Genomic DNA, 18890 nt, shown 5'->3' with positions numbered 1-18890 from the left:
CATGCAGCTTGCCGTCGTGGGAACAGGGTATGTCGGCCTCGTGGCCGGCGCGGGGTTCGCGGATTTCGGGAACGACGTGGCGTGCGTCGACGTGTCCGCTGCAAAGATCGAGATGCTGAAGCGCGGAGAGGTGCCGATCTACGAGCCCGGCCTCGACGTGCTCATCGCGAAGAACGCGCGCGATGGCAGGCTGAGGTTCTCCACCGACGTCGCCAGCGCCATCCGCGACGCGGAGATCGTCTTCATCGCCGTCGGGACGCCGCAGGCCGACGACGGCTCCGCCGACCTGTCCGCCGTCGATGCCGTCGGCGAGACGATCGGCAAGAACATGAACAACTTCAAGGTGATCGCCACGAAGAGCACGGTCCCTGTCGGGACGGCGGACCGGCTCCGGCAGATCATCGGCGCGCACACCGCCCAGCCGTTCGCCGTCGCGTCGAACCCGGAGTTCCTGAAGGAGGGCGACGCGGTGAACGACTTCATGAAGCCCGACCGCGTGATCATCGGCTCGGACGACCCGAAGGCGCGCGAGATCCTCCGCCACCTCTACAACCCGTTCGTCCGGGCGAGCGATCGCATCCAGCTCATGGACGCCCGCTCGGCCGAGCTCACCAAGTACGCGGCCAACGCCCTGCTGGCGTCGCGCATCTCGTTCATGAACGACCTGGCCGTGCTCGCGGAGAAGGTCGGCGCGGACATCGAGCTCGTGCGCAAGGGCGTCGGGGCCGACCCGCGCATCGGCACGAAGTTCCTCTTCGCCGGCCCGGGCTTCGGCGGGTCGTGCTTCCCGAAGGACCTCTCGGCCATCCTCTTCACCGCGAGCTCGGTGGGGCACGACCTGGAGATCGTCCGGGCGACCGAGCGGGTCAACGCCCGGCAGAAGCGGCTCCTCGCGAGCAAGGTGAGCGCCCACTTCGGCGGGGCGCTGAAGGGCAAGACGATCGCGGTCTGGGGGCTCGCGTTCAAGCCGCAGACCGACGACATCCGCGAGGCGCCCGCGCTCACCCTGATCGACGCGCTGCTCGAGGCGGGCGCGACCGTCCAGGCGCACGACCCGCAGGCGATGCCGAACGTGCGCGCCATCTACGGGAACCGCATCCTCCTGAGCGACAACATGTACGGCGCGGCCGAGGGCGCGGACGCGCTTGTCGTCGTCACCGAGTGGCACGAGTACCGGCGACCCGACTTCCACCGGTTGAAGCGCATCCTGAGCTCCCCGGCGCTCTTCGACGGGCGCAACGTCTGGGAGCCCGACGAGCTCCGCGGGATGGGCTTCCTCTACGCGGGCATCGGCAGGAAGTAGCGCGCCGCGCGCTGCATGGCGTCGAGCAGGGGCGCGGCTCAGCGCGCCGCGCCGTCAGCGTCGGGCGCGGCTCAGCGCGCCGCGCCGTCAGCGTCGGGCGCGGCTCAGCTGTCGTCCGTGTCCGGCGACGGCACCGAGATCCGTCGGCTGCTCGGCGGCTCCTCGCCGAGGTACCGCTGCGCGTTCGCGGGCGTGAGCCGCCGGCTGCTCGGCGGCTCCTCGCCGAGGTGGCGCGCCGCGGTCGGCAGCGACATCCGCCGGCTGCTCGGCGGCTCCTCGCCGGTGTGCCGGTCCCAGCGCCGCTCGAGCATCTTCCGGTCGACGCCGATGAGCCGCGCCGCGGCCGCCTTGTTGCCGCCGCAGCTCTCGATCGCGTGGTGCAGGACCGCGCGCTCGATCACGCGGAGCTTCGAGCCGAGCCGCTCGGGCAGCGCGAGCAGCGCGCGGGCCAGCCGGTCGATCTCCGCGGTGGCGTCCACGACCGGCCGCTCGCGCGCGAGCTCCTCGAGCGTCGGGACGTCGATGAGATCGTCATCGGCGAGCAGCCCCAGCCGCTCGACGACGTTCCGGAGCTCCCGCACGTTGCCGGGCCAGGGCCGCCGGACCAGCCACGCGATCGCGTCGTCCGTGTAGCGGAGCCTGCGCGGGACCTCCGCGCTGAAGGCGAGCAGGAGCTCGATGAGATCCGCGTCGCGCTCGGCGAGCGACGGGACGTGCACCGTGACGACGTTGAGCCGATAGAAGAGATCTTCCCGGAAGCGCCCCTCGCCGATGCGCTTCTCGAGGTCGACGTGGGTCGCGGCGAGGACGCGGGCGCGCAGCGGGATCTCCGCCTCGGCGCCGAGCGGGCGGAAGCGGCGATCCTCGAGCACGCGGAGGAGCTTCGCCTGGAGCTCGCCGGGCATCTCGGCGATCTCGTCGAGCAGGATGGTGCCCGCGCCCGCGAGCTCCAGCTGGCCGCGCATGCGCTTCTCGGCGCCCGTGAAGGCGCCGCGCTCGTGCCCGAAGATGAGCGACTCGATGAGCGTCCCCGGCAGCGCCGAGCAGTTGACGGCCACGAACGGCTCGCCGCGGCGCGAGCTCATCTCGTGCAGCGCGCGGGCGACCATCTCCTTGCCGCAGCCGGTCTCGCCGCGGATGAGCACGGTCCTGCTCGACTCGGCGACCCGCTCGACGATCCGGCGCACGCGATCCATCGCCGCGGACGAGCCGAGGAGCGCCTTCGTGCCGAACGTGCGGTCGACCCGCTCGCGCAGCCGCACCACCTCGCCCTTGAGGAGCAGCCGCTCGCGCTGCCCCTCGATGATCGGCAGGAGCATCTCGGGGCAGAGCTCGTCCTTCAGCACGTAGTCCTGCGCGCCGAGCCGCATGGCCTCCCGGATCTCGGAGAGCTCGCTGACCGAGGTGACCATCAACGCCGGCGTGCTCCGCCCCGAGGCCCGCACCCGCCGCAGGATCTCCAGGCCGCCGCGGTCGCGCGGATCGTCCGAGAGGCGCACGTCGAGGAGCAGGAGGTCGGGCGCGCTCCGCTCCACGGCGGCCATGGCGTCGTCGAGGCCGACCGCCTCCAGCACCTCGACCCCGTCGAGGGCGCTCAGGATCTGCCGCAGCGTGCGGCGGCCGCTCCGCTGATCATCGACGATCAGGATCTTCACGCGACCTCATCCTCTGCGGTCATGGTGACATCGGTGGCCGGGATCGAGATCGCGAACCGCGTCCTGCCGTCGCGCCGCTCCGGGTCGATGGACCACCCGTGGGCCCGGACGATCCGGTGCGTGATGGCGAGCCCGAGCCCGGTCCCGCCCGGCTTCGTCGTGTACCAGGGCGCGAAGATCCGCGGAGCGTCTGCCGAGATGCCCGGCCCCGTGTCCCACACGACGAGCTCGGCGCCGTTCTCCGAGGGCGCCCAGATGACCCCGACGGCCCCCTTGTCCCCGGCCGCGTCGAGGCCGTTCGAGAGGAGGTTGACGAGCACCTGCGTGGCCTGATCGGGGTCGCAGTGGAGCCTCGGCGTCGCGCTCACCCGCGCCTCGATCCGCCGCTTGCCGAGCTGATCGCGCAGGAGCATCTCCGCCCGGCTCACGAGCTCCCCGACCGCGAGGCGCCGGCGCTCGAGCCTCCTGTGCGTCACGCGGCGCAGGCCCATCACGAGCCGCTCGAGGCGCTCGACCTCCTCGCAGCCGATCTCGACCTCCTCGGCGTCCAGGCTCTGGTTGCTCGAGCCGCGCTTGAACACCGAGCGGAAGAAGTTGATCGGGTAGCGCACCTCGTGGGTGATCTCGGCCGCGAGCGTCTCGATGAGCGCCGCGCGCTCGTCGCGCCAGGCGGCGGCCTGCTCGCGCCGCCGCCGCTCCAGCTCGGCGTAGCTGTGGGCGTGCGCGAGGGCGAGGGCGGCCTGGTTGCCGATGGTGCGGAGCAGGTCGAGGTCCTCGCTGGTGAACAGGGCGCCGCCGCGCTTCTTGCCCACCTCGAGGACGCCGAGCAGCCGGCCGCTGAACATGACCGTGAGCGAGAGCTCGCTCGCGCTCTCCTCGGGCGGACCGATCCCGATGAGCCGCTCGCCGCTCGGCTCGGCGGCCCTCGGGTCCTGCTCGCCGGGCGCGCCGGCCGCGTCGACGGCCTCGACCGCGATGCGGCGGAAGGTGACCCGCTCGCAGGACAGCCAGCGCGCCACCGTGCGCTCGACCGCGTCCGCGACCTCGTCGGGATCGGCGACGAGCGTCAGCTCCTCGCTGAGCTGCTCGACGGTGGGCTTGTACTCGGCGCGCGCCGGGAAGAGCGTCCGGTCGCCGGCGCCGAGGGCGAACACGACGAGCGCGGCGCTGATGATCGCGGCCGGCGCGGCGACCTTGATCGCGCCGAGCAGCGGCAGGCCGGCGTACCCCGCGCAGGCGGAGCAGAGGATCACCGTGAGCGCGACCATCATGGCGGCGATGATGATCCGCGTGAGCGGGCGCGACAGGAGCGCGCGGCTCCCCCAGAGGTCGTAGCGGATGAACGCGACGACGCTCGAGACGGGCGTGAGGGCGAGCGCCGGGATCGCGAACCACGCGAGCGCCGACGCGGGGACGCCGAGCATGGCCAGGATGAACCCGATCGCGATCACGACGTGCGGCGGCGCCATGGCGAGGAGCAGCGCGCGCAGCGTGCGGCGGCGATCCCCCTCCGCCGCGGCGAAGCGGAGGATCAGGGTGATCGCGAAGAAGAGGAACGAGGCGACGACCAGGGTCGCGCAGATGCTCCGGAGCCCGACGGTGGTCCAGCCCATGGCGTGCGAGGCGAGCAGGGCGGCGGCGAGCAGGCCGCCGATCCCATGCGCGATCCGGGCGAAGACGGGGTAGCGCGCGATGAGCGCGACGTCGTCCGGCAGCCGCAGCGCCAGGGCGAACAGGCTCATCGGGACGAGCGCGTAGGCGACGTGGAAGAACGGGACGAGCTCGCGCGAGCTGTGGTAGTCGAACAGCGCGAGCTGGAAGAGCGCGGCGAACAGCGCGGCGGTCGCGAACGCGCGGGCGAGCTTGCCGCGCGGGCTCGCGCTGAGGGCGATGAGCGCGGCGCCCACGTAGAGCGAGGCGACGACCATCAGCCCGCCGGCGTAGAACCACCATGCGAGCGGATCGAAGGGGACGAGGGAGAGCTCGACGTCGCGCATCCCCTCGCCCGTCTCGACGCGGACGCGCACCGAGCGCTCCCCCGCGCCCGCCGCCTGCTCGATGGCGGCGTCCCAGGTGCTGGCGCGGTAGCGCCCCGCCGTGCTCTCGAGGGGCCAGCCGTTGACCTCGACGACGCGATCGGGGAACCGGAGGCCCTTCTGGAAGCCCTCCCAGGAAGGCAGGCCCAGGCTCGAGATCACGCCGTCCGGGTCGACGAGGACGCCAGGAAACGGGCGTTCGTACCAGCTCAAGGCGCTGCTGATCCCGGAGCCGCCCAGAACGAGCGCCGCGATGACGACCGCAGCAAGGAGCCAACGCCGATTCTCGATAGCTGGCATCGGGAGACTCGACGGCGCGTAAATTGCGCCGCGAGCCACCCACGATACGCTGGAACCCTGGGTGAACCAACGGGGCTCACGCGCTGGACGGCACGCGCCGCCGCGATGGCCCGCGTAACGGCGACCGCGGCGGCGCCGTTACGCGATGTTCATTACGTTTCACGCGGAGATGAGAGGGGGATCACGCCGTGAAACGCGGTGAGGAAGCGCGCTCAGGCGGCGCCCTGCCGCGCGCCGCGGCGTCCGCGAACACGGCGTCGGCCAGCTCGCCGAAGCGCGACTCGACGGCCTGCACGGCGGCGGCGTCGGTCGCCGAACGCTCGAGGCGGTCGAGCAGGGCGGCGACTTCGTCGCGCACGCGCGGCGCCGGCGCCGGCGCCTGGCGGCTTGCGGCGAGGCCGCGGACGAGGACCGAGAGCTGCCGCAGGATGACGCCGGCGCCGTGGGCGCGCCGGCGCGCGGCGTCGCCGGCGGTGAGGCGGGCGTGGCGCGCGAGCGCGCAGACGCCGTGGCAGAGGCTCGGGTCGGCGAGCAGCCCCCGGACGGCCCAGCGCGCGAGGCGGCGCGAGTACAGGCCGCGGGCGAGCGGATCCGCGGCGCGGGCGTCGTGCCAGGCGCGCGCGGCGCCGTCCTCGCCGATCAGCAGCAGCGCGAGCGCGATGGGGTCGCCGGCGGCGAGGCAGGCTCGGCCCGCGTCGATGCGGCCGTAGCCGTGCTTGGCGCTGTGGCCGTCGCGATCGCGCCCGTCGGGGAGGATGTCCCACGGATCGGCGATCGGCTCGGCCGACGCGGGGGCCGCGGGGGGCACCGGCGCGAGCGTACGCCGGACGAGGGCGTCGAGCTCGGGCAGGCGGAGCGCGGGGTTGCGCGACAGGACGAGGAGCAGGACGCCCGCGGTGAGGGCCGAAGCCCCGCTCGACTCGGCGTGGCAGAGCCGCTCGGACATCGGCGCCGCGCCGGACGCGGGCGCCGCGCTGGACGCCGGCGCCGCGCCGGACGCGGGCGCCGCGCTGGACGCCGGCGGGAGCGGGCAGGTGATATCGTCGCCGGGCGCTAGCCACCGCACCGCCGGGCCTCGGTTGGCGAAGGGGCGGCTGCGCCCCCGGCGATCCCGCCAGAGAAACCACCCGTCGCCGCGGGCGCCCGGAGCGACGCAGATCACCCGCGGGTCGCTCGCAGGCTCGCCGAACCCGAGCGAGAAGCTCGCGTGCAGCGACTCCGGCGGGCTCGAGGCCTCGCGGCCGGTGGGGAACACGACAAGGCAGCCCCGACCGCGGCGCCCGAGGCGAGCGGCGAACTCGAGCGCGTCGTCCAGCATGGGCGTCGTCGAGCCCTCGACGTACGCGGCGCAAACAACGACGTCGGCGCCGTCGCTGACGGCCTGGATGATCGCGACCGGGAGGGCGAGGACGCACGAGCCCGGCTTCGGGATCAGGTAGAGCCGCGGCGACGCGTCCGGCGCGACGCCGCGGAAGCCGCCGGGGCGACGGCCCCCGACCGCCCACGCGACCATGAACGAGCCGTGCGGCTGGCTGCGCGGGGGGTGCTCGATCATGACGAGCACCTCGCGGTCGAGGCCGAGCTCGTCGGCCGCCCAGGCGTCGTCGTCGATGACCCCGAGGCGCATGCCGGCGCCGCCTCCGCAGCGGCGGCGGTCGACGCCGATCCCGCCCTCCTCGTCGCGCAGGAACCAGCGGCCGGGCGTGACGGGATCGTCCTCGGACGACGCGCTGCGGACGCTCCACCCGTCGGGGCGCGCCGCGGCGCCGGTGGCCGCGTCGAAGCGCGGGGCGACGGCGGGGCTCGGGCGCCGGGCCGACGCGACGTAGCGCACCGGGAGCGCCGCGGCCGAGAGCGCCGCGGCGACCTCGGCGCGCCGCCCGCGGTCGGGAGACCGGACGCGGAGCCAGAAGATGGGCGGCCGCTCGATGACCCGCTCGACCTCGACCGCGGACCAGCGCGCCGAGAGCGCGCCGGCCAGGTCGCCGGGGGTCACGGCGCAGCGCAAGGCCACGACGAGGTCGAGGGGACCGCCGTCGTCGTCGCCCGCGGCGGTGGGCACCGGGGCATAGCCGAAGTCCCACGGCGGGCGCGGGGGGCGCGCCCTGGGCGAGGCGGTCGACGCGGGGGGCGGCGCGCTCGGGCGGCCGCGCGCGGGCCCCTCCTCCGGAGCGCTTGCTCCGCCCCTTGAGGCCCCCCCCGAGGCCGCGCCGCGGCCCCGGCTCATGCCAGGACGGCCTTGGCCCAGGCGTTGAGCGCGTGGGCGCGGTTCGCGAAGCCGGGGCTCTCGGCCTCGCACTGCGCGAGCTCCTGCGCCTGCGCCTCCCGCGACGCCGCCCAGGCGCCGATGCGGCGGGCGCCGATGGCCGCGGCGCGCCGGCGCGCGGCGCGGAAGCACCGGCGCTCGCCGTCGAGCATCGCCGCGAGGACGCCCGAGTCGAGGACCATGCGGCGCACGGGGAGGAGCGACGAGATCGCGGCGGAGGCCGGCGGCTCGCTCTTCGCCCGCGCGGTCGCGGCGATGCCCCAGGGCGGCGTGCCGAGCGGCCCGTACGCGACCGCGCCGCGGTGGTGCGACCCGGAGGCGCGGTCCTGATCGCGCGCGCCCGTGGACGCGACGTCGGGCTCCCCCTGCGCCCGTGATCGGAGCTCGGAGGCGAGGACGACGGCCCAGGCGCCGCCCCGCTGGTAGTCGTCCTGCCAGTCCATGACGTCGTCGTGGAGCTGCAGCCCGAGCCACACCGACGAGAGCAGCCGCGCGAGCACCTCGCGCTGCTCGGCCGTCCAGCCCGCGGCGTGCGCGAGGGCGATCGACGCCGGGAAGCCGACGCTCTGCTTGCCGAGGGAGAGCGCGTAGTAGCGGCTGAAGCCGGCGGGCTCGCCGCTCGCGAGGAGGCTGCGCTCGGTCTCGATGGCGAGCAGCGTCGCCTCGTCGGCGCGGGCGAAGTCGATGGCCGGATCGTCGACGCCGGGCGCCACGCGGCGCAGCGCCTCGTCGCGCGCCCGGCGCGCGTGGGCCAGGATGGCCTCGAGCTGCCAGGTCGGGCGGACCTGCGCGTCCTGGATGCGATCGGTGCCGAACGCCTCGATGACGGCCAGGAGGTGCGCGAGGAGGGCGTCCTGCACGGTCGCCCCGCGGACCCCGGGCATGGCCTCGGCGAGCAGCGCGGGCGCGGCCAGGGTGATCTCGTTGCTGAACACGGCGCTCCAGGGCACGTCGCGCGACGGCGCCAGGCCGAGCGTGTAGGCCAGCCCCTGCGCCTCGGCGTGGAGCATCCCGGGGAGGGTCCGCCAGAACGCCTTGTAGAGCTCGTCCACCCAGAGCGCGTCATCCATGGGCGGGCACCTCCATGGACGGGCGCGGCGCGCGCGGCGCGGCGCTCGCCGGGCCGCGCGCGCCGCGCCGGGCGCCGGTAGATGGCACCGGGGCAGAGCCGCGCCGGTGGGACGTACGCCGATGGCGGTGCAACCCCGCCTGTCGCCTGCGCCGCAGCATCAATAGATGTTCGACTCCTTCCAGGGCGACAGGCACACGTTGATGCGCTCCTCGACGACGATCGCGCGCCACTGGAGCACCTGGGAGGCGCTCAGCCCGTCGAAGAAGCCGCCGATCCAGGAGCGGATGCGGCTGTTGAGCAGCGCGCGGACCGCGGTCGCATCCGCCGGCTCCTCGTCGGCCTCGGCCGAGACGATGTAGAGGGAGAGCAGCTGCTTGAACTCGTCGAAGTGCTCCTGGTTCCGGAGCAGCGAGATGTAGAGAGCACGCAGCTGCGCGTGCGGGTCGACCGTATTCACGGTTTGCATGGGCCTCCGTCGCCGGTCCGCGCCGGCTTCGGACGGCACATTGCACGTCACGGGCCGCCGCAGGCCATGGTGTAAGCCGTTGAAATCACTCGACCGCCGGGAGCGGCCGGCGGCGACCGATACCCGAAACTGACCATCACCTGCCCGGATTCGACCGTTCCATTCGACCTGAGGTCGCTCTCGCGGCGGCAGTGGACATAGAGATGTCCAGCCCCGCACGCGTCCGACTCGACACCACCCGGGATCACGCCAGTCGCGCCCCCGCGATGCCGTTCAATTCAAGTTCAACCGAATCGGGTAGTGAAGCTGGATCACTTCCCGCCCCCGAAGCTCGGGCTGCTCCCGCCGGTCGGAACGAAGAGGATGCCGCCGGGGCCACCGCCCCCACCACAGTCGCTGAGCGAGGTGAGGATAAGGAGCGCGATGATCAGGACGACGATGAGCACGATCATCGTGCCGCCGCTCAGGCTCGTTCCCCCGCCGACCCCGGGCCTCGGCGGGGGCGGCAGGTGGAAGGCGGCGGCGAGCTCCTTGCCCGGCAAGGGTGAGCAGAACGACACGCTGACCTCGGTCGGGGCCTGCTCGATGCTGACCTTGCCGTCGGCGCCCTGGTACTCGGTGGCTTGCACCCCCTCGCCGATCTCGACCTTCCAGTAGAACTCGCCGATGACGTACTCCACCTCGGCGTAGACGCTCTGCTTGAGCGCGTACGTTCGCCCCTGGTAGCTCGCGCTCGACCCCATCGGCTGGACCTCGCCGGGCGAGAGCGGGGTCACGAGCTGCCACGCGCCGTCCTCTTCCATGAGCCACAGGTAACCGACGCTCGGCCCGCCGTAGAGCAGGTATTCCCGCCAGCTGTAGCGCTCGCCTTCCACCGTGCAGCTGCGGATGACGAAGCCGATGCAGAGCACGCGCATGCCGCGGAGCTGGCCCTCGGCGCCGAGCGGGACGTACGGCTCCACGGGCGGCCGGGGCACCTGGCCGAGCGCGACGAGCGCGCCGTTCGTGAGGTCGCTCGCCGTGCCGCAGTACCGGCAGACGATGCGCTCCGCGGTGCCGGGGGCGGCGAGCGGCAGGTTGCCGCCGCAGCTCGGGCACGCGACGGCCGCCACCTGCGCCGCGGGCTTCTCGACGGGCGCGCCGGAGTCGAGCTGCATCACGGCCGGATCGATCTGCCGGCCCAGGTAGAGCTTCGGCGGGATGAGGCGCCCGTCGCCGTAGTCGAGCGTCCCGAACTCGCCCCGCGGCCCCGCGATGTCGACGAAGCCGGTCACCACGCCCGGCGCGGCGACGGAGGGCATCTCACCTTCGGCCGAGATCACGCGCCGGCGGCCGACCTCGACGACGGTGAACATGCCGTGCCCCTCGAGGTGGACGCGGCCGCCGGGCTGGAGGGAGGTCCACGGGGGCAGGCCGTTCAGCGGGAGCGGCGCCTCGGTGGTCGCGTACCAGCGCCCCTGGGCGAAGGCGACCCATGTCCAGCGGCCGCTGGCCGGGAACGCGATGAAGATCTCCTGCCACGGCGCGCCCGGCGCGCTGGCGCGATCGAGCTGGATGCGGCCGTCGACAACGAAGGGCTCGTTGCCCCAGCGCCCCGTGGCCCCGAGCTGGAGGGGCGTCGGGATCTCGACAAGGTCGGCGACGCGCCCGACGGCGCGGAGGTCGCGGTCGGTGCGTGCGACAACGAACTTGCAGTGCTTGCACACCTGGGCCATCGCGCCCGCGAAGCGAAACGTGATCGGCGCACCGCACGAGGGGCACGCGGCGGCTCGGTCGAAGGGCGTGCTCACGCGAGCACCATACTAGAAGCCCCGGTCACGGAAGAGGAAGCGTTTCACGCGTCGCTCCGGCGTGGCCGGGGCAGCGCGATGGCCGCGCGGGGGCTCGCCCGAACAGGCTGTGGTCCAGCGCGAGCGGTGCTAGGACCGCGCCGATGCCGGCCACCGAGGAGAGCTCGACGGGAGCTGCGGGCGCCCCGCGCGGGGACGCAGCGGCGCCCTTCCCTGCGGCGCAGGCGCTGCCCCCGCTCGTGCACCCGGCGCTCCTCGCGAGCGTGTTCGTCATCGCCACGTCGGGGCTCATCTACGAGCTCATCACCGGCACGCTGGCGAGCTACGTCCTCGGCGACTCGGTGACGCAGTTCAGCTTCGTCATCGGCCTCTACCTGTTCGCGATGGGGATCGGCTCGTACCTGTCCCAGTACATCGAGACCCGCCTCCTCGAGCGCTTCGTCGAGATCGAGCTCGGCCTCGCGCTCGTCGGCGGGCTCTCCGCGCCGATGCTCTTCCGCGTCTACACCGCGCTCGGGGCGTTCCGCGCGCTGCTCTACTCGCTCGTGCTGCTCATCGGCGTCCTCGTCGGGCTCGAGATCCCGCTGCTCATCCGGCTGCTCAACTTCTCCCTGGATCTCAAGCGGCTCGTCGCGCGCGTGCTCACGCTCGACTACATCGGCGCCCTCGCCGCGAGCCTGCTCTTCCCGTCGCTCCTCCTGCCGCGCCTCGGGATCCACCGGACGAGCCTGTTCTTCGGCCTGCTCAACGCGGCGGTCGCGCTCGCGAGCACGTTCCTCTTCCCGCTCGAGCGCGCCGTCGTCATCCGGCTGCGGGCGCTCTGCGTGGTCGTGATCGCGGGGCTCGGGGTCGCCCTCGCGCTCGTCTCGCGGTTCGTCGAGCGCTCGGAGGCGCTCTACTTCGGGGCGCCCATCGTCTACGCGGCGCAGTCGCCGTACCAGCGCCTCGTCATCACGAGGAGCCCGCGCACGACGCGCCTCTTCCTGAACGGCAACCTCCAGTTCTCGTCGGACGACGAGCACCGGTACCACGAGGTGCTCGTGCACCCGGCCGTCGCCGCGCTGGGCCGCGATCCGCGGCGCGCGCTGATCCTCGGCGGCGGCGACGGGCTCGCCGCGCGCGAGCTGCTCCGCTATCCGTCGATCGAGCAGATCCTCCTCGTCGACCTCGACGCCGCCGTCACCGACGCCTTCCGCGATCTGCCGCTCGCCGCGGACCTGAACGGGGGCGCGCTCCACGATCCGCGCGTCGCCATCCGCAACGAGGACGCGTTCAAGTACCTCGAGGAGTCGACCGAGTCGTTCGATCTCGCGGTCGTCGACTTCCCCGATCCGGGCAACTACGCCGTCGGCAAGCTGTACACGGACGCCTTCTACCACCTGCTCCGGCAGCGGATCTCCGTGCGCGGGCTCGCCGTGGTCCAGGCGACGTCGCCGCACTACGCGCGCGAGTCGTACTGGTGCGTCGTGACGACGCTCGAGGCGGCCGGCTTCAGGACCGCGCCGCTGCACGTGTACGTGCCGAGCTTCGGCGAGTGGGGCTTCATCCTGGCGGGCGGCGAGGGGCTCACCGCGCCCGGCGCCCTGCGGCTCGACGCGTCGAAGCTCCGCTACCTCGACTCGAGCGGCCTGCCGGAGCTCTTCCGGTTCCCGCGCGATCTCGGCCGCGTCGAGGCGCCGATCAACCGGCTGAACGACCAGAAGCTCGTCTCCGTGTACACGCGCGAGTGGGCGGAGTGGTCGCGGTGATCCCGTGAACCGCCGCGCCTTCCTGAGCTCCGTGGGCGCGGGCTGGCTCGTGCACACGGCCTCCCCGGGGCGGGCGCCGCTCGCCGGCGAGATCGTGGGCGCGGCCCACGGCGCGGGGCACCTGCTCCGCGGCGGCGCGCCGCGCGCCTCGACGTTCGGCCCCGCGGAGCGCGCGGACGTCGTGATCGTCGGCGGCGGGGTGAGCGGGCTGTCGGCCGCGTGGCGGCTCGCCGGCGCCGGGCTCGATCTGCGGGTCCTCGAGCTCGAGCCGCGGCCCGGCGGCACGAGCGCGTGGGGCGAGGACGGCGTCGTGCCCTACCCGTGGGGCGCGCACTACCTGGCCGCGCCGAACGTCGAGGCGCGCGCGACGCTGCGGCTGCTCGATCAGATGGGCGTCGTCACCGGCTGGGACGCGGCCGGGCGCCCCACGTTCGATCCGCGGCGGCTCTGCCACGCGCCGGCCGAGCGGCTGTTCTACGAGGGCGCGTGGCACACAGGCCTCGCGCCGGCCGAGGCGCTCCCGGACGACGCGCTCGAGGAGCTCGATCGGTTCCACGCGCTCGAGGAGGAGCTCACGGAGCTCACCGGCCGCGACGGGCGCGCGGCGTTCCAGATCCCGCTCGATCGCTCGTCGCGCGACCCGGAGCTCCTCGAGCTCGACCGGATGAGCATGGCGGCGTGGCTCGATCGCGAGGGGTACCGCACGCCGTTCCTGCGCTGGTACGTGCGCTACGCGATGCTCGACGACTTCGGCGGCACGCCCGAGGAGATCTCGGCCTGGGCCGGGCTGCACTACTTCGCCGGGCGGAAGGCGCGCACCCCGGAGCTCGCGGGCAGCCACTACCTGATCTGGCCCGAGGGCAACGGCCGGCTCGTGAAGGCGCTGCTCGAGCGCGCGGCGCCGCGCGTGTCGCTGGGCGCGCTGGTCACGTCGGTGCGCCCGCAGCCGGGCGGCCGCGTGGAGGTCAGCTACGTCGACGTGCAGCGCGGCGAGGCGCGCCGCGTCGAGGCGCGCGCCGCGATCCTCGCCGCGCCGGCGTTCGTCGTGCGTCGCATCTTCGAGGGGAGCGCGGCGGGCGAGCTGCCGGCGCGCGTCGCGTCGTCGTGGCTCGTGGCGAACCTGCACGTCGAGCGGCGCATCGATCCCAACCACGCCTGGGATTCCGTCCTCTACGATGCCGAGGGGCTCGGCTATGTCGACGCGCGCCACCAGCTCACCGATCTCGCCGCGGGGACGACGCAGCGCTCGCGGCTCGCGACGCCGATGCAGCGCACCGTGCTCACCTACTACCGCGCGTACGGCGGGCCCGACGTGGCCGGCGCGCGCGCGGCGCTGCTCGGCGCGCCGTGGGAGTCGCTCGCCGAGGGCGTGCTGCGCGATCTCGCGCCGGCGCACCCGCACCTGCGCGACGACATCGAGCGGATGGACGTCATGATCTGGGGTCACGCGATGCCGCGCCCTCGCCCCGGCTTCCTCGGCCCGCGGCCGTTCGAGCCGGTCTGCGCGCTCTCCGAGCGCGTCGCCTGGGCGCACGTCGACCAGCCCGGGATGGCGCTCTTCGAGGAGGCGCAGGCGTGCGGCGTGCGCGCCGCCGAGACGATCGCGGCTTCGATCGGGCTCGCGATCGGCGAGAGCTGGCTCTGAGCTCGCGCGCGCGGCGGTCAACCGGCTCGCGCCCGTCGCTCCGGTACGCGCCGCGCGGCGGGGAACCCCACGTCCACTTCCATCTTTCAAGAGCAAAGTGCGTCCGGCGAGCGGACGCCTCCGGACGGGTCCGCCGCCCCCTCGCCGGCCGCTTCTTGCCGGCGTGAACGGGCTGCTGCGGGAGATCCGGCCCAGGATTTCAGCTTTGCCCTCGCCTTGAACTTGCGCTGCCCCCCTGCTCCGCGTCTACTCTCTGCCCATGTTGCGGACCCGGTTTGCCGGGATGACGGATACCGGGCTCCTCCGGGACCACAATGAGGACAACCTCCTCGTCAGCGAGGAGTACCGTGTCGTGGCCGTGGCGGATGGAATGGGCGGTCACCGCTCGGGCGACGTCGCGAGCCAGCTTGCCGTGAGCACCCTCTCGGACTTCCTGTCCGTGACGGTCGGGAGGGACGCCACCTGGCCGTTCCCTGCCGATCCGAACCTCACCGAGGAGGAGAACTACGTCGTCACCGGCCTCAGGCTGGCGAACCGGCGCATCTTCGACCGCTCGCTGAAGACGCTCGCCGACTTCGGCATGGGCACGACGATCGTGGCGGCGATGTTCTCCAAGGACGCCGAGCACGTGACGGTGGGCCACGTGGGCGACAGCCGCTGCTATCGCCTGCGTGACAGCCAGATCACGCAGCTCACCCGCGATCACTCGCTCGTCAGCGACGCGGCGCACATGGCGCCGTGGATGACCGAGGAGGAGGTCCGGCAGCTGCCCGCGAACGTCATCACGCGCGCGCTCGGCATCCGCGAGGACGTCCTCGTCGATCTCGTGACGGACGAGACGCGCCACGGTGACGTGTACCTCCTCTGCTCGGACGGCCTGTCCGGGATGGTGAGCGACGATCAGATCCTCGAGCTCGTGATGTCGAGCGGCTCGCTGGACGCGGCGTGCAAGGCGCTCATCGATCGGGCGAACTACTTCGGCGGCACCGACAACATCACGGTCGTCCTCGCCCGCGTCGAGGAGGTCCCCGACGGCAAGCGCGCCTTCACCGACGAGCCCACCCAGGAGAGCCGCTAGCCCCGCGGCTCGTCCCCGCCCGCGCGGCAGCCCTGGTTGCCGCGCGGGGCGTCTCGATGCCTGCTCAGGCGAGCCCGGCGGGGTCCCCGCGCTGCGCGATGACCGAGGGGCTCCTCGGGTCGGGCAGCGCGGCACGGCCTCGCGCCGACGCGCCGGTTACAGGACGAAGTGATCCATGAGCTGAAGGACCTCGAGGTTCAGCCCCTTCAGCGCGGCGCACTCCCGCTCCACCTCGGCCTGGAAGACCGGCTTGATGTGGTAGAGCATCGTCGGCAGATCCTTCGGCGCGTGGAACTTCTGGAGCTCGACGGCGAGCGTCTGCGGCGTGTGGTGGCCGCTCACGGTCGCGAGCCGCTGCTCCCGGTCGGGGAAGCTGACCTCCATGAGCAGCGCGCGGAGGTTCTGCTGCTGGTTCAACACCTCCCAGAGCCGCTCGGTCGGCCCGGTGTCGCCGCTGTACGCGATCGCGCCGCCGTTCCCCTCGATCACGAACGCCGACGCGTCGATCGTGTGCGTCACCTGGACCGCGCGCACGAGCCGCCCGGCGACCATCGTGGGGCGCTCCGGCTTGAGCTCGAGGTACTGGATGGTCGGCTGCGCGGGCGTCGGGATCACCGCGAAATCGGGCCACAGCACGTTGTTGAAGAAGTGCTTCTTGAGCGTGCGCAGCGTCTCGCGCGTGCCCGCGATCACGAGCGGCGGGCACCCGAGCTGGCAGCGGTTGTCCGCGATCGTGGCCAGATCGCGGATGTGATCGAGGTGCGCATGGCTCACGAGGCACGCCTCGATCCGCGCCTGCTCCTTCACCTCGAGCCCGCTCGTCAGCGAGCCCGCGTCGATCGCGAGGACGTCGTCCACGACGAACGCGCACGTGCGATGCCTGGGAGTCTCCCCGCCGTGGCAGCCGATGACGCGCAGCTCCACTGGCTCAGCTCTCTCCGCCGAACTTCTGCGGCGTTTCCAAGAATTCTATGAAGTCCCGGAATCGACGCATGTCGGTCACCGTGATCGCCGCGTGCGCAGGCGGCCCGTCCGAGAGGAGCTTCAGCCGGCGGAGCCGCGTCATCACCTCGTCCACGATTCCTTGCTCGACGTCGACCTCGCGCGCGATGTCGGCGGGGGAGGCGCGGAGGCGTATCCCGTCCGGCGTCTCTTCCCCGAACGCCTCGGCGTGGCGCGCGAGCGCGAGCATCACCCGCGCCTTCGGGTCCCGGTGCATGAGGATCTCGACGAGCGCGTCCGCCGCGTCGAGCCGCTTCGCGAGCTTCTTGATCAGCCGGAAGGCGATCTCGGCGTCCCGCTGCAGCATGACCTCTAGCTTGCGCGCCTCGACCACGAGGCAGCGGGACGGCTCGCTGACGGTGGCCGTCGCGATCCGCGGCTTGCCGTTCAGGATCGCCATCTCGCCGACGAACTCGCCGGGCCCGAGCACGGCGAGCACCTTGTCCTCGCCCTCGACCGATTTCGTGATCCGCACAGCGCCGGTCTGGAGGACGAACAGGACATCGCCGGGGTCGCCCTCGCGGAAGAGCACGTCGCCCGGCGCGTACGCGCGGCCATAGCGGGCAAACGACGACTCCGACATTGCTCGATAGTCTAGCGCCCAGCGTGACCGCCGGTCAAAAACCGAGGCAAAAGCTCTCGTCCTCACAAAGCGCGAGGGGCCCTCCAAGCCAGCATGCTTTGGAGGACCCCTCGGCCCGCTTCGTCGGGAGCGGCGCGCTCGGGGCCGGCGCCGCCGGAGAGCGGCGACAGCCCGAGCGCGGCCGGACAGGCGATCAACCCATGTCGAAGTCGCCCATGCCGCCCATGCCGCCCATGCCGCCCATGCCGCCCATGCCGCCCATGCCGCCCATGCCGCCCATGCCGCCGGGGGCCCCGCCGGCCGCGGCCTTCTCCTTCTTGGGCTTGTCGGCGATGAGGGCCTCGGTCGTGAGCATCAGCCCCGCGACGCTGGCCGCGTTGGAGAGCGCGTGCCGCACGACCTTCGCCGGGTCGATGACGCCGCCGGCGAGCAGGTCCTCGTACGTGTCGGTCGCGGCGTTGTAGCCGAACGTGGGCGCGCCCGACCGGACCTTCTCGGCGACCACCGACCCGTCGACGCCAGCGTTCTGGGCGATCTGGCGGAGCGGCGCCTCGAGGGCGCGGCGCACGAGCCGCACGCCGACGTCGCGCTCGTCGTTGAACTTGAGCGCCTCCAGGGCAGAGGCCGCCCGGAGCAGGGCCACGCCGCCGCCGACCACGATGCCCTCCTCGACGGCCGCGCGGGTCGCGTGCAGCGCGTCCTCGACGCGCGCCTTCTTCTCCTTCATCTCCGTCTCGGTCGCCGCGCCGACCTTCACCACCGCGACGCCGCCGGCGAGCTTCGCGAGCCGCTCCTGGAGCTTCTCGCGATCGTAGTCGCTCGACGTGTCCGCGATCTGCTTGCGGATCGCCTCGATGCGGCCCTTGATCGCGGTCTTCTCGCCCTGGCCGTCGACGATGACGGTGTTGTCCTTGTCGATCTCGACCCGCTTGGCCGTCCCGAGGTCGCGCACCGTGGCGCTCTCGAGCTTCTGGCCGAGGTCCTCCATGAACGCGGTCGCGCCCGTGAGGATCGCGATGTCCTTCAGCATCTCCTTGCGGCGATCGCCGAAGCCGGGCGCCTTCACGGCGGCGACCTTGATCGTGCCGCGGAGCTTGTTCACGACGAGCGTGGCGAGCGCCTCGCCCTCGACGTCCTCGGAGAGGATGAGCAGCTCGCGCCCCTGCTTCACCACCTGCTCGAGGAGCGGCAGGAGGTCGGCCATGGACGAGATCTTCTTCTCGTGGACGAGGATGAGCGGGTTCGTGAGGATCGCCGTCATCTTCTCGGGATCGGTCACGAAGTAGGGCGAGAGGTAGCCGCGGTCGAACTGCATGCCGTCGACGGTCTCGAGCTCCGTCGTCATGCGCTTGTTCTCCTCGACCGTGATCACGCCCTCCTTGCCGACCTTCTCCATGGCGTCGGCGAGGATCTGGCCGATCTCCTTGTCGCCGTTCGCGCTGACGGTGGCGACCTGGGCGATCTGGTCCTTGTCCTTGGTCGGCTTGGCGACCTGCTGCACGGCCTCGATGACCTTCACGACGGCCGCGTCGATGCCGCGCTTCAGGTCCATCGGGCTGTGCCCGGCCTCGACGAGCTTGAGGCCCTCGCCGTAGATCGCCTGGGCCAGCACCGTCGCCGTCGTCGTGCCGTCGCCCGCCTTGTCGCTGGTCTTCGAGGCGACCTCGCGCACCATCTGGGCGCCCATGTTCTCGAGCTTCCCGGCGAGCTCGATCTCCTTCGCGACCGTGACGCCGTCCTTCGTGATGACCGGCGAGCCCCAGCTCTTCTCGATGACGACGTTCCGCCCCTTGGGCCCGAGGGTCACCTTGACCGCATCGGCGAGCGTGTTGACGCCCTTCAGGATCGCGGCACGGGCGCCGCGGCTATAAACGATCTGCTTCGCAGCCATCTCTCAATCCCCTCGCGGCCGCGCACGGCCGCATCTGCAACGCTTGCGTTCGGTT

The 18890-nt window shown here is 72.8% G+C and carries 13 protein-coding genes; 4 read left to right on the top strand and 9 right to left on the bottom strand.

The genetic code is table 11. The features are described 5' to 3' along the window. Nucleotide 1 precedes the first annotated feature (1 nt). Nucleotides 2–1303 (top strand): UDP-glucose dehydrogenase family protein, encoded by a 1302-nt coding sequence (locus WMF17_RS14390; RefSeq protein WP_437602615.1) that lies wholly within the window; start codon nucleotides 2–4, stop codon nucleotides 1301–1303. A gap of 104 nt (nucleotides 1304–1407) precedes the next feature. Here the strand turns inward: WMF17_RS14390 and WMF17_RS14385 are convergent, their stop codons facing one another. The 6 genes from WMF17_RS14385 to WMF17_RS14360 all read right to left on the bottom strand — a co-directional run bounded on the left by WMF17_RS14385 (nucleotide 1408) and on the right by WMF17_RS14360 (nucleotide 10888). Further along, nucleotides 1408–2958: a sigma-54-dependent transcriptional regulator gene (locus WMF17_RS14385; RefSeq protein ID WP_437602614.1), complete on the bottom strand. Its 1551-nt coding sequence runs from the start codon at nucleotides 2956–2958 to the stop codon at nucleotides 1408–1410. Beyond that, nucleotides 2955–5207, bottom strand: coding sequence for an ATP-binding protein (locus WMF17_RS14380; RefSeq protein WP_437649992.1), 2253 nt, complete (start codon nucleotides 5205–5207; stop codon nucleotides 2955–2957). Before WMF17_RS14380 ends, WMF17_RS14385 begins: the two co-directional genes overlap by 4 nt. Nucleotides 5208–5475: 268 nt before the next feature. After that, nucleotides 5476–7521 (bottom strand): S8/S53 family peptidase, encoded by a 2046-nt coding sequence (locus tag WMF17_RS14375; protein WP_437649990.1) that lies wholly within the window; start codon nucleotides 7519–7521, stop codon nucleotides 5476–5478. Further along, nucleotides 7518–8630 carry a hypothetical protein gene (locus WMF17_RS14370; RefSeq protein WP_437602611.1) on the bottom strand — a complete coding sequence of 371 codons (1113 nt, stop codon included), beginning with the start codon at nucleotides 8628–8630 and terminating at the stop codon, nucleotides 7518–7520. The genes WMF17_RS14375 and WMF17_RS14370 overlap by 4 nt, the downstream gene beginning before the upstream one ends. Before the next feature lie 159 nt (nucleotides 8631–8789). Beyond that, nucleotides 8790–9098, bottom strand: coding sequence for a hypothetical protein (locus WMF17_RS14365; protein WP_437602610.1), 309 nt, complete (start codon nucleotides 9096–9098; stop codon nucleotides 8790–8792). 311 nt (nucleotides 9099–9409) lie between these two features. After that, the gene (locus WMF17_RS14360; RefSeq protein WP_437602609.1) at nucleotides 9410–10888 is read right to left on the bottom strand and encodes a DUF4178 domain-containing protein; all 1479 of its coding nucleotides are present in this window, start codon (nucleotides 10886–10888) and stop codon (nucleotides 9410–9412) included. Nucleotides 10889–11031: 143 nt separating this feature from the next. Between WMF17_RS14360 and WMF17_RS14355 the strand changes: the two genes are divergently transcribed. The 3 genes from WMF17_RS14355 (at nucleotide 11032) to WMF17_RS14345 (ending at nucleotide 15359) form a co-directional block, all read left to right on the top strand. Beyond that, a complete protein-coding gene (locus tag WMF17_RS14355) occupies nucleotides 11032–12636 on the top strand; it encodes a polyamine aminopropyltransferase (RefSeq protein WP_437602608.1) in 1605 nt (534 codons plus the stop codon). A gap of 4 nt (nucleotides 12637–12640) precedes the next feature. Further along, the gene (locus WMF17_RS14350) at nucleotides 12641–14281 is read left to right on the top strand and encodes an FAD-dependent oxidoreductase (RefSeq protein WP_437649988.1); all 1641 of its coding nucleotides are present in this window, start codon (nucleotides 12641–12643) and stop codon (nucleotides 14279–14281) included. Between the two features lie 259 nt (nucleotides 14282–14540). After that, the gene (locus tag WMF17_RS14345; RefSeq protein ID WP_437490747.1) at nucleotides 14541–15359 is read left to right on the top strand and encodes a PP2C family protein-serine/threonine phosphatase; all 819 of its coding nucleotides are present in this window, start codon (nucleotides 14541–14543) and stop codon (nucleotides 15357–15359) included. Nucleotides 15360–15515: 156 nt separating this feature from the next. On the opposite strand, the gene WMF17_RS14340 is transcribed toward WMF17_RS14345, so the two are convergent. From WMF17_RS14340 to groL, 3 genes are all read right to left on the bottom strand, one after another. Beyond that, complete coding sequence (locus tag WMF17_RS14340) at nucleotides 15516–16283, bottom strand: MBL fold metallo-hydrolase (RefSeq protein WP_437649987.1); 768 nt, start codon at nucleotides 16281–16283, stop codon at nucleotides 15516–15518. A 4-nt stretch (nucleotides 16284–16287) separates the two neighbouring features. Continuing rightward, entirely contained in the window at nucleotides 16288–16944 is a 657-nt protein-coding gene (locus WMF17_RS14335; protein ID WP_437649985.1) for a Crp/Fnr family transcriptional regulator, read from the bottom strand. 193 nt (nucleotides 16945–17137) lie between these two features. Next, a complete protein-coding gene (groL, locus tag WMF17_RS14330) occupies nucleotides 17138–18835 on the bottom strand; it encodes a chaperonin GroEL (protein WP_437602604.1) in 1698 nt (565 codons plus the stop codon). Nucleotides 18836–18890: the final 55 nt, after the last annotated feature.

Source organism: Sorangium sp. So ce362 (assembly GCF_051519845.1).
Taxonomy (GTDB): Bacteria; Myxococcota_A; Polyangia; order Polyangiales; family Polyangiaceae; genus Sorangium.
Note: the sequence above shows the minus strand (reverse complement) of the source record. Positions and strands in the feature narration are given on the sequence as shown.

What these genes read in the sequence shown, in the direction of transcription:
- WMF17_RS14335 (WP_437649985.1), bottom strand. Translation starts at nt 16,944, where the DNA reads ATGTCGGAGTCGTCGTTTGCCCGCTATGGCCGCGCGTACGCGCCGGGC.
- WMF17_RS14370 (WP_437602611.1), bottom strand. Translation starts at nt 8,630, where the DNA reads ATGGATGACGCGCTCTGGGTGGACGAGCTCTACAAGGCGTTCTGGCGG.
- WMF17_RS14345 (WP_437490747.1), top strand. Translation starts at nt 14,541, where the DNA reads ATGTTGCGGACCCGGTTTGCCGGGATGACGGATACCGGGCTCCTCCGG.
- WMF17_RS14355 (WP_437602608.1), top strand. Translation starts at nt 11,032, where the DNA reads ATGCCGGCCACCGAGGAGAGCTCGACGGGAGCTGCGGGCGCCCCGCGC.
- WMF17_RS14390 (WP_437602615.1), top strand. Translation starts at nt 2, where the DNA reads ATGCAGCTTGCCGTCGTGGGAACAGGGTATGTCGGCCTCGTGGCCGGC.
- WMF17_RS14375 (WP_437649990.1), bottom strand. Translation starts at nt 7,521, where the DNA reads ATGAGCCGGGGCCGCGGCGCGGCCTCGGGGGGGGCCTCAAGGGGCGGA.
- groL (WP_437602604.1), bottom strand. Translation starts at nt 18,835, where the DNA reads ATGGCTGCGAAGCAGATCGTTTATAGCCGCGGCGCCCGTGCCGCGATC.
- WMF17_RS14365 (WP_437602610.1), bottom strand. Translation starts at nt 9,098, where the DNA reads ATGCAAACCGTGAATACGGTCGACCCGCACGCGCAGCTGCGTGCTCTC.